The 10,137-nt window shown below is 69.0% G+C and carries 5 protein-coding genes and 1 pseudogene; all 6 read left to right on the forward strand.

What is annotated here, in order from left to right:
- Nucleotides 1–269 precede the first annotated feature (269 nt).
- Nucleotides 270–1,595, forward strand: coding sequence for a hypothetical protein (locus VD972_RS35660; protein WP_324993279.1), 1,326 nt, complete (start codon nucleotides 270–272; stop codon nucleotides 1,593–1,595).
- 98 nt (nucleotides 1,596–1,693) lie between these two features.
- Complete coding sequence (locus VD972_RS35665) at nucleotides 1,694–3,853, forward strand: serine/threonine-protein kinase (RefSeq protein ID WP_324993280.1); 2,160 nt, start codon at nucleotides 1,694–1,696, stop codon at nucleotides 3,851–3,853.
- Nucleotides 3,854–3,925: 72 nt separating this feature from the next.
- Nucleotides 3,926–6,112, forward strand: coding sequence for a serine/threonine protein kinase (locus VD972_RS35670; protein ID WP_324993281.1), 2,187 nt, complete (start codon nucleotides 3,926–3,928; stop codon nucleotides 6,110–6,112).
- A gap of 91 nt (nucleotides 6,113–6,203) precedes the next feature.
- A complete protein-coding gene (gene glyQ, locus VD972_RS35675) occupies nucleotides 6,204–7,196 on the forward strand; it encodes a glycine--tRNA ligase subunit alpha (RefSeq protein WP_324993283.1) in 993 nt (330 codons plus the stop codon).
- A complete protein-coding gene (gene glyS, locus VD972_RS35680; protein ID WP_324993282.1) occupies nucleotides 7,186–9,294 on the forward strand; it encodes a glycine--tRNA ligase subunit beta in 2,109 nt (702 codons plus the stop codon). Before glyQ ends, glyS begins: the two co-directional genes overlap by 11 nt.
- Nucleotides 9,295–9,500: 206 nt before the next feature.
- Nucleotides 9,501–10,137, forward strand: a pseudogene (locus VD972_RS35685) (hypothetical protein); the annotation flags it as partial.

Below are 10,137 nucleotides of genomic sequence, written 5' to 3' on the forward strand. Positions count from 1 at the left end.
GGGCACGGCCTCCCCACGGCCCACCTCTCCGCCGACGTTGTCACACGCGGAGGAGGCCCCGAGCGTCACGAGCAGCAGGCCGAGACGAAGCTTCATGGAGCCGAGAATGTCGTATGCCCCTCCGGCGCCGCAAGTTCATGACCCCGCTGATCGGAGCGAGGTGTGACACGAAAGTCGCAGTCCAGGTTTGCGGGCTCCGTCCCCGCCGGGCATCATCCGCGCCCATGGCGCCAGGGCCGGCTGGTGAGGAGCGCCGCAGGTGTGATCCCATGAAACCCATCCATATCCTCGTGTTGAGCCTCGCCCTCACCGGCTGCCAGTGCGGCACGGAGCTGCCGACACCCGTCACCTTGCGCCTCCACAACGACACCTCCCAGGCCATCTACGTCGATGCCTCCGCGGGGAAGCAGGGCCTGAGCCTGCAGCGCAAGCAGGGCGAGGCCTGGGGCCCCTTCTCCGAGGAGCTGGGGTGCGAGTGCCAGTCGTGCGATCGCCAGTGTGACTCCGACTGTGAGTGCCCGGCCGTTGCACCGGTGGCACCCATGGTGCTCAAGGTGCTCCCAGGCACGACGGTCGAGCGCACGTGGAAGGGCTTCGTCCATACCCAGCGGACGGCCTCGGCGTGCGGGATCCTCCCCGATGACTCCGGATCGTGTCTCGAGGAGGAGATCCCTCCGCTCGATGAGCCCTTCCAGGTGCAGCTCTGCTATGCGCTGTCCGTGCCCGGCCTGGGCCCTACGGACGGCAGCGCGCCTGTTCCTGGCGTCTTCCCCGTGGAGTCCCAGATCTGCGTGCAGCAGCAGTTCCTCATCGCCGACGGTCAGGCGGAGATCCGCCCGCAGCCACCGGCTGCCTGCACTCAGGACTCGGAGTGCACCGCGCCGGCGCTCTGCCTGGACGGGGTGTGCACCACCACGTGCCCGGCGAACACTTTCCCGGCCGTGGGCGGGGCCTGGCAGGTGCGTGTCCTCGATCCCGAGGAGCAGGGAGTCCCAGGCTTCTTCTCCCGCAGCACCGGGGCAGGGGGGCGGCGGATCCTCACTGGCACCGGCACACTCACCTCCGTGCGCTACTCCAACGGCACCATGACGATCCAGCTCGCCCGCCCGGCGGCGCCCTCTGGCGAGTTCAAGGCGAGCCTGTCGGTCTCGCTCCCTCCGGAGGCCGCGGTGGCGCTCAACGTGGGCGAGGCCCTCTCTGTGCGTGTGGTGGATGTCTCCACCTCCTCCCTCCCCGAGAACCGCGCCCTCACGATTCGAGACGCCAGCCGGGCCCTGCTGCTGGCCGCGGACCCGGGCCAGCTCGGCGCGGCCCTGACAGCCGAGGACACGAGCCCCTTCACCGTCGCCTCACTTCCAGGCGCCGTGGGCTGCGAGGACACCCCGTGTGGCAAGCGGGCGTTCCAGCGCACCGAGTTCCGGGCGGGCACCTCCTTGGTGGCGCTCAAACCCGGCGAGAGCAAGGAGGTGGTGGCCGCGAGTGCCACCTGGCTCGTCCTCAACCTCTCCAACAGTGTCTACCGGTCGACCTCCTGCACGCTCAAGAGCCAGCTGCCCTATGTCCTCCTCAACCGGCGCTCCCCCCAGGGCCCCTGAGGAAGCTGCCGCTGGCCGGGCCGGGGGGACTCTCGCGGTGAATCCACGGCAGGGGACGTGACCCGAGCCGTAGGCGCCGCTAGCATGGGGGGCTGTCCATGCCCAAACAGGCATCCTCCAACGGGACCTCGGATCCCTATCGCGGCCGGAAGATCGGAAAGTACGAGATCCTCACCCGGCTCTCCGTGGGAGGCATGGCGGAGCTTTTCCTGGCCTTCACCTCGGGGCCGGGAGGCTTCCGTAAGTTTGTCGCGCTCAAGCAGATCCTCCCGGACGTGAAGACCGAGGAGTTCGTGAAGATGTTCCTGGACGAGGCGCGCATCACCGCCGCCTTCTCGCACCCGAACATCGGCCAGGTCTTCGACCTGGGACTGGAGGACGACGAGCTCTACCTGGCCATGGAGTTCCTGCCCGGCCAGAACCTCGAGCACGTCATGATGGCGGCCAGCTACGTGCGCCCGCTGCCCATCGGCTTCGCGGCTCGCGTGGCCCGCGACGTGTGCCTGGGCCTGCACTACGCCCACAACTTCACGGCGCCCTCGGGACGGAGGGTGGCCGTGGTGCACCGCGACATGGCCCCGCGCAACGTCATGATCACCTACGACGGTGTGGTGAAGGTGATCGACTTCGGTATCGCCAAGGCCAAGGGCCGCATCGCCCGCACGCGCGTGGGCATGGTGAAGGGCACGAGCGGCTACATGTCCCCCGAGCAGGTGCGGGGCCAGGATCTCGACGGGCGCAGCGACCTGTTCACCGCGGGTGTGCTGCTGCACGAGATGCTCTGCGGCCAGCGGCTGTTCGACACCTCCGACGAAGACGCGATGATGCGGCAGATCGCCAGCGCCGAGATTGCCCCGCCTCGCGCGAACAATCCGGACGTGCCCGAGGCGCTCGACGCGGTGGTCATGCGCGCGCTCGCCAAGGACCCCGCGAAGCGCTTCGCCACCGGGCGCGAGATGGCCAAGGCCATCGAAGCGGCCACGGGATCGGTGCTCTTCGATGAGGAGGCTGTGGCGGAGCTGATGCAGGCGCTCTTCGCGGACAAGCGCCTGAAGACGCTCGCGCTCCTGGACTACGCCAGCCACGATGATGAGCGCGTGAGCAAGGTCGTCGAGGCGCTTCAGGACGAGCAGACCATCGACGGAACGATGGAGGCGGTAGACCCCGACGACATCAGGCCTACGGCGCCCATGATGTCGCTGCCGCTTCAGCAGGAAGCTTCGCGCCCCAGTCCCACGCCCACGCCCTCGCGCTCGGGGACTCCCGGCTCACGCCCCGCGAACCCTCCCAAGGCCCGGCCCTTCCCAGCCGCTCCACCCCGGAAGAGCGCCGGCACCCCGAATCGCAAGGCGCCCTTGCCCATCGAGGAGGATGCTCCCACCCAGATCGGCCCGGTTCCTGGGATGTCAGAGCGAGCCGATGCCCGCGAGCCCGAGACCCGCGAGAGTCGGCGCTTGCCGAAGATGGGGATGTACACGCTGGGCCCCACTGAGCCCCAGGAGCCAGCAGGGCCGAGGCCACGTGAGGAGGAGGGCGAGACTTCCGAGGTCTCCCAGGTGTCGCGTGTCTCGCGGGCTTGGGGAGCCATCCATCCTCCCGCACGCCGAGGGCTCTGGTTCGTCCTCGCCATCGTGGTGCTGGGCTTCGCCGTGCTCTTCATGCCTGAGTCGCTGAAGAGCAGGCTTGGGGCCCTGTTCTCGTCCGCCAGCCAGTGGGTGTCCGAACGGCTCTCGCGCCCCGCACCCCAGCCTGTGCCTGATGCCCCAGCGCCCGTTCAGGGCTCCGGGATCGTGGAGCCGTCGCCGGATGCCTATGATCCGCCACCTCCGGCGGAGGGCACCGCTGCGGAGGGCACTGCTGCGGAGGAGGCCGCTGCAGAGGAGGCCGCGCAGAGAGCCCCACCCCCTCCGTCTTCCCCCGTAGGGGCGCCGCGCACCCGGAAGCGGTTGCCCTCCAACGTGAAGCCCGCTCAAGCAGCGGAACCCGAGAAGACGGTGGCGGATCCAGGAGAAGCTGCCACGGAGGAGACTCCGGCGCCCTCCAAAGAGGGTTCGCCGGCGACCCGGACGCCTCGGGGGCGGCTCCCCCGGACCGGGAAGGTCCCCGCGATTCAGGCCAAACCCGTGGTCCCTGTCCCTCCGGAACCTGTTGACGAGGAGCCTGCACCGGAGGAGCCCTCTCAGGGGCCTGCAGAGCTTGACCCTTCCATCCAGCCTCTGGAACTGGCCCCGCCAGCCACCGACAGCGAGCCGCAGTAGGCCCTCCTGCTGGCCAGGAATGCGACCAACCCGTGACGGGATGGGGAGACGCGGCTAGCATGGGGAGCTGGCATGTCGATTCAAGGAGCCCCCGCGGACGATCCTGACCGTGGGCGTCGCATCGGTAAGTACATCATCCTCACACGGCTCTCCGTGGGAGGAATGGCGGAGTTGTTCCTGGCCTTCACCTCGGGGCCGGGAGGCTTCCGCAAGTTCGTCGCGCTCAAGCAGATCCTCCCGGACGTGAAGACCGAGGAGTTCGTGAAGATGTTCCTGGATGAGGCGCGCATCACCGCCGCCTTCTCGCACGCGAACATCGGCCAGGTCTTCGATCTGGGGGAAGAGGACACCGAGCTGTACCTGGCCATGGAGTTCCTCGCCGGCCAGAACCTCGAGCAGCTGATGAAGGCCGCGGACAAGCGCGACGCTCCGCTGCCCCCCGGCTTCGCGGCCCGCGTGATCCGCGACGTGTGCCTGGGCCTGCACTACGCGCACCACTTCGTCGATCCCTCGGGCCGCTCCGTGGCGGTCGTCCACCGCGACATGTCCCCGCGCAACGTCATGGTTACCTACGACGGCGGGGTGAAGGTGATCGACTTCGGCATCGCCAAGGCCAAGGGGCGCCTGGGCCGTACGGCCGTGGGCATGGTGAAGGGGACGGGTGGCTACATGTCTCCCGAGCAGGTGCGCGGCCATGAGCTGGACGGCCGCAGCGATCTGTTCTCCGCGGGCGTGCTGCTGCACGAGATGCTCTGCGGTCAGCGGCTGTTCAATGCTCCGGGCGACGCCGCGATGATGATGCAGATCGTGGAGGGAGAGATCCCTTCGCCGCGCTCGATCAACCCCGCGGTCCCCGAGGCGCTCGAGGCCGTGGTGGTGAAGGCGCTCACGCGGGACAAGTCCAAGCGCTTCACCACCGGGCGCGAGATGGCCAAGGCCATTGAGGCCGCGATGGGGCCCGAGCTCTTCGACGAGGAGAAGATGGCCGGGCTGATGGAGGAGCACTTCGAGGAGAAGCGCCAGAAGCACCGCGCACTCCTGGAGTACGCCAGCCGCGATGACGCCCGCATCAGCGAGGCCGCGGGTGCTCTTCAGGATGATCCGGGAGACACCGCGCCCACCGCCCAGGTGAAGCGGACACCCAGGCCTCGCTCGTCCCCTGGCTCCGGGGCCACCGCGCGTCCTGGCTCCGGCCCCCGCCCGCGCAAGCCCGCGAGCAACCCCGCGCAGCCCTCCGTTCCGTCCACGCCCAGGGGCGCACGGCCCCGCGTGACTGCCCGCCAGGAGGCCCCAGAGCCACTTTCGCCCGAGATCGAGGAAGAGGCCGAGAGTGCTCCCTCCAAGGCGCCCGTCAGGGCCGCTCGGCCCGTCCGCCCAGGGACACGCCCCAGCGGGTCCATGGCCACCGTCCGTCCCACCCGCTCCAGCACGCCTGTCGACACTGCGGCGGCCAGGAAGGGTGAGGACAGCGGGAAGTCCAAATGGGCCAGCCGCCTCTTCCTGCTGGCCTTCTTCGGCGCGATTGGCGGCCTGCTATACCTCGAGCCGGTGCGGGCCATGCTCCGGCCTGGGTACGAGTCCGCCGTCGCGTGGGTGAAGACCGAGCTGGAGCTCAACCCACCTCCTCCGCCGCCTGATCAGCAGGCCTGGCCCCCTCCCCAGCAGCAGCGGCCGCCGAACCCGCTGGCGCCGCAGGAGAACCCCGAGCCTTCGACTCCGACCCCGAGCGAGGGCACCGCCACGGCCGAGCCGGAGACGCCCGCGCCCGCCACGGACGACTCAAAGCCCGAGGAGCCCAAGGACTCGAAGAAGCCTAAGCCGGGCACCGGCAAGCCCAAGGTCCAGACTGCGCAGACCTCCGCCAAGGGGGAGCCTGGAACGAAGCCGGGTGCGACCACGGCTCCTCCTCCGGGGAAGCCCAAGGATCTGCAGGACGCGCTGGCGAAGGAGGGCGACAGCACGGTGGAGCTGAACCCCGACGGTCAGGCGGAGGTGGTAGACACACGGAGCCCCGCGTCCATGAGGAAGGCGGGCATTGGCCTGCTCACCCTCGTGACGGTGCCCCCAGCGGCGGTGTACGACGGCCAGATGAGCCTGGGCACCACGCCGCTGCGCAAGCTCCCCCTTCAGGTAGGCACCTACCGGCTGAGGGTGGTGGATCCGGAAGGCAACAGTCGGCTCTTCTCCGCGCCTGTCGAGCTCGCCAAGGAGAGGAAGTACACGATTCGTCTTTCGGACCTGCCTGCCTACGGCGAGTGACCGTCGTCCTTGACGGTCCTGGACCCCCTCACTAGGGTCCGCGCGTCTTCGCCTTCGCGCTCTCGCGGAGGCCTTGCGGGACGCTTCGACCATGTACTTCCAGGATCTGATCCTTACGCTCCAGAACCACTGGGCCCGTCAAGGGTGCATCATCGCGCAGCCCTATGATCTCGAGGTCGGCGCGGGCACCATGGCCCCCACCACCTTTCTGCGAGCGCTGGGCCCCGAGCCCTGGAATGTGGCCTACGTCCAGCCGTCCCGCCGCCCGGCGGATGGCCGCTTCGGCGAGAACCCCAACCGCCTGTTCCAGCACCACCAGTTCCAGGTCATCCTCAAGCCCGCGCCGAAGAACGTGCAGGAGCTCTACCTGGAGTCCCTCCGCGCGGTCGGCATCGATCCGCACGCCCACGACCTCCGCTTCGTGGAGGATGACTGGGAGTCTCCCACGCTGGGCGCCTGGGGCCTGGGCTGGGAGGTGTGGTGCGATGGGATGGAGGTGACGCAGTTCACCTACTTCCAGCAGTGTGGCGGCTTCGAGTGCCGTCCCGTCTCCGCCGAGCTCACCTACGGGCTGGAGCGCCTCTGCATGTACCTGCAGAACGTGGAGAACGTCTTCGACATCGAGTGGGTCAAGGGCGTGAAGTACCGCGAGGTCTTCCACCCCAACGAGGTGGAGATGAGCAAGTACGCCCTCCACGAGTCCGACCCGCAGATGCTCTTCACGCTGTTCGACGCGTACGAGAAGGAGTGCAAGCGGCTCATCGAGCGCCAGCTGCCGCTGCCCGCGTATGACTACGCGCTCAAGTGCTCGCACGCGTTCAACCTGCTGGACGCGCGCGGCGCCATCTCGGTGACGGAGCGCGCCAACTTCATCAAGCGCGTGCGAGACAACGCCCGCCTGTGCGCGGAGGGCTACCTGCAGATGCGCGAGCGGCTGGGCTACCCGCTGCTGAAGACGCCGTGGACGGTGGGCGAGCAGCCCCCAATCCTCGAGGGCAAGCCCGCGAGCGACTACTGGAACCACGTGAAGCTCAACAAGCCAGTGGAGAAGGCGGAGAAGGCGGAGGTGGCCCGTGGCGCGTGATCTGCTGCTGGAGGTGGGCTCGGAGGAACTCCCCGCCTCCTTCATCGCCCCCGCACTCGAGGATCTCCAGCGCGTCCTCACCGAGCGCCTGGCGGCCGCGCGCCTCAAGCACGGCGAGGTGCGCACCTACGGCACTCCGCGGCGGCTGGCCGTGTGGGTGAAGGAGCTGGCCGAGGCTGGCGAGGACGTCACCTCCGAGAAGCTCGGCCCGAGCCTCAAGGCGGCCTTCGACAAGGAGGGCAAGCCCACGGTGGCCGCGACCAAGTTCGCCGAGTCCCTCAAGCTGCCGGTGAGCGAGCTGGGGCGGACCCAGACGCCCAAGGGCGAGTACCTGTCCGCCAAGGTGCAGGAGAAGGGCCGCCCCGCCACGGAGATCCTCCCCGAGGCGCTGCACGCAGCGGTGCACGGCATCAACTTCCGCAAGTCCATGCGGTGGGGTGACGTGGATCAGGCCTTCGCGCGGCCGGTGCAGTGGATCGTGGCGCTGCTGGGCTCGGACGTGCTGCCCGTGGTCTTCGGCGATGTGAAGAGCGGCCGCACCACGTATGGCCATCGCTTCCTGGCTCCAGGCCCCATCGAGCTGGCCCGCCCGGCGGACTACGAGGCGGCGCTGGAGAAGGCGCACGTGGTGGCGGACATCTCCAAGCGGCGCGCCCAGCTGCTGGACAAGGTCCGAGCGGCGGCGAAGGGCACGGGCGGCCAGCTCCTGGAGGACGAGTCCCTGGTGGACCAGGTGACGAACCTCGTGGAGCTGCCCAGCCCCGTGGTGGGCACCTTCGAGGAGCGGCACTTGGAGCTGCCGCCCGAGGTGCTGGTGCAGGAGATGAAGAGCCACCAGCGCTACTTCTCCCTCACGGACGCCCAGGGCAAGCTGCTGCCGAAGTTCATCGCCGTGTCCAACACACCGGTGAAGGACGAGAAGCTGTCCCTGCGCGGCTACGAGCGCGTGCTGCGCTCCCGCCTGGCGGACGGCCGCTTCTTCTTCGACGAGGATCGGAAGACGCCGCTCGTGGAGCGGGTGCCCAAGCTGGCCCGGGTGGTGTGGCAGGGTCAGCTGGGCAGCTATGCGGAGAAGGTGGACCGCTTCCGGGCCCTCGCCGTGTTCCTGGCGGAGCAGGCCGGCAAGAAGGAGCACCGCTCCACCATCGAGCGGGCAGCCACGCTGGCCAAGGCGGACCTCGTCACCGGCATGGTGGGCGAGTTCCCCGAGCTGCAGGGTGTGATGGGCCGCGAGTACGCTCGTGCCGCTGGTGAGCCCGAGGCCGTCGCCCTGGCCATCTTCGAGCACTACCTGCCACGCAACGCCAACGACTCGCTGCCCACGCAGGATCCGGGGGCCTTCATCGGCCTGGCGGACCGCCTGGACACCCTGTGCGGCATCTTCGCCATTGGCAAGGGGCCCACGGGGGCGGCGGACCCGTTCGGCCTGCGGCGCGCGTGCCTGGCCGTCATCAACATCGCGCTCGGGCGTGGGTACCGCTTCCAGCTGTCCGCGGCGGTGGACGAGGCGCTCAAGCTGCTGGAGCCGAAGATCGCCACCCTCAAGCGCAAGGCCGGCGAGCCCGCGCCTCGCGAGCAGGTGCTGGAGTTCTTCCGCGGGCGGCTCAAGGCGCTCTGGTCGGAGAGCTACCGGACGGACGTGGTGGAGGCGGTGCTGGCGGTGGGCTACGACGATCTGGTGGCGGCGCGCAAGCGGCTGGAGGCGCTTAGCAGCATCGTCGGCCACGCGGACTTCACCCCGCTGGCGGCGGCCTTCAAGCGCGTGGTGAACATCGTGGAGAAGCAGGGCAAGGACGTGGCCAAGGGGAAGACCGACCCGGCCCGGTTCCGGGACGAGCCCGAGAAGAACCTCCACGCCGCCTTCACCCAGGCCAGCGGCAAGGTGGCCGAGTTCCTCAAGGCGGACGACTTCTCCGGCGCTCTCAAGGAGATCACCAGCCTGAAGCCGGCGGTGGACACCTTCTTCGACAAGGTGACGGTGATGGCCGATGACAAGGATCTGCGCGAGAACCGCGTCCGGTTCCTCACGGAGATCGGTGCGCTGTTCAACCAGGTAGCGGACTTTTCCAAGATTCAGGCGGAGGCCGCCGCCGCCTGAGGGGGCAAGCGGGCTGACGGTTAGGGAATAGGCGTGTCCCTTTGTAGTTGCCCGGGGCTGGGGTGGTTCCTACACTCCGCCCCCCTCTAATGCGCCCCCTCATTCTCATCTCCGCACTGGTCTGGGCGGGGTGTGCCGCGGAAACTCAACCGCAGCCTCCCCCCACCGACCGTTTCGTCTACCCCAGTGGGCTCGTGCACCGAGACGTGCCCGGCTCCACGAATGGCGCGCTGTACGTTGCAAGCGCCAACTTCGACAAGTGCTTCGACACGGGCGCGCTACTGGCGCTCGATCTCGACAGCCTGGGGCTCCCCGAGCTCGGCACGTCGAGCCCGGGAGGTTCGCCGCTCGAGATCATCGATCTCAAGGTGGCCCCGGATGCCGCCGTGCAGATCGAGAGCTTCGCGGGGCAGATGGCCCTCTGGGATCCTCCTGCGGGAGGGACACCGCGGCTCTTCGTTCCTACCCGCGCCGAGCAGAACTACCTGCACGCCATTGACGTCGAGGGCAGGACGACGCTGGCGTGCGTGAACGGCGCGGCGCCCAACTGCATCCCCGGGGCCCTCTCGTTGACGAGCAACATCGCCAACTCGCAGGAAGACCTGCCTCGGGCCCCGGCGCCCATCGGCGTGACGGTGGCCGAGAAGGACGGGCAGCCCGAGGTCTGGGTGACGCATCTCGAGGCCGCGGACTCGCCGGCCCGCACGGCGCAGAACCTCCAGACGTACGTGGTGCAGCTGCCGAATGCGGCGGCGACGGAGCTGAGCCTCAGCGCAAGCAACTTCATCCCGCTGGCCTCGGGGGGGCTCGCGATCGGCGGCTCCCACGCGACGGCTGTCGGGG

The organism is Hyalangium sp., from assembly GCF_035629615.1.
Classification (GTDB): domain Bacteria; phylum Myxococcota; class Myxococcia; order Myxococcales; family Myxococcaceae; genus Hyalangium.

What these genes read in the sequence shown, in the direction of transcription:
- VD972_RS35660 (WP_324993279.1), top strand. Translation starts at nt 270, where the DNA reads ATGAAACCCATCCATATCCTCGTGTTGAGCCTCGCCCTCACCGGCTGC.
- VD972_RS35670 (WP_324993281.1), top strand. Translation starts at nt 3,926, where the DNA reads ATGTCGATTCAAGGAGCCCCCGCGGACGATCCTGACCGTGGGCGTCGC.
- VD972_RS35665 (WP_324993280.1), top strand. Translation starts at nt 1,694, where the DNA reads ATGCCCAAACAGGCATCCTCCAACGGGACCTCGGATCCCTATCGCGGC.
- glyQ (WP_324993283.1), top strand. Translation starts at nt 6,204, where the DNA reads ATGTACTTCCAGGATCTGATCCTTACGCTCCAGAACCACTGGGCCCGT.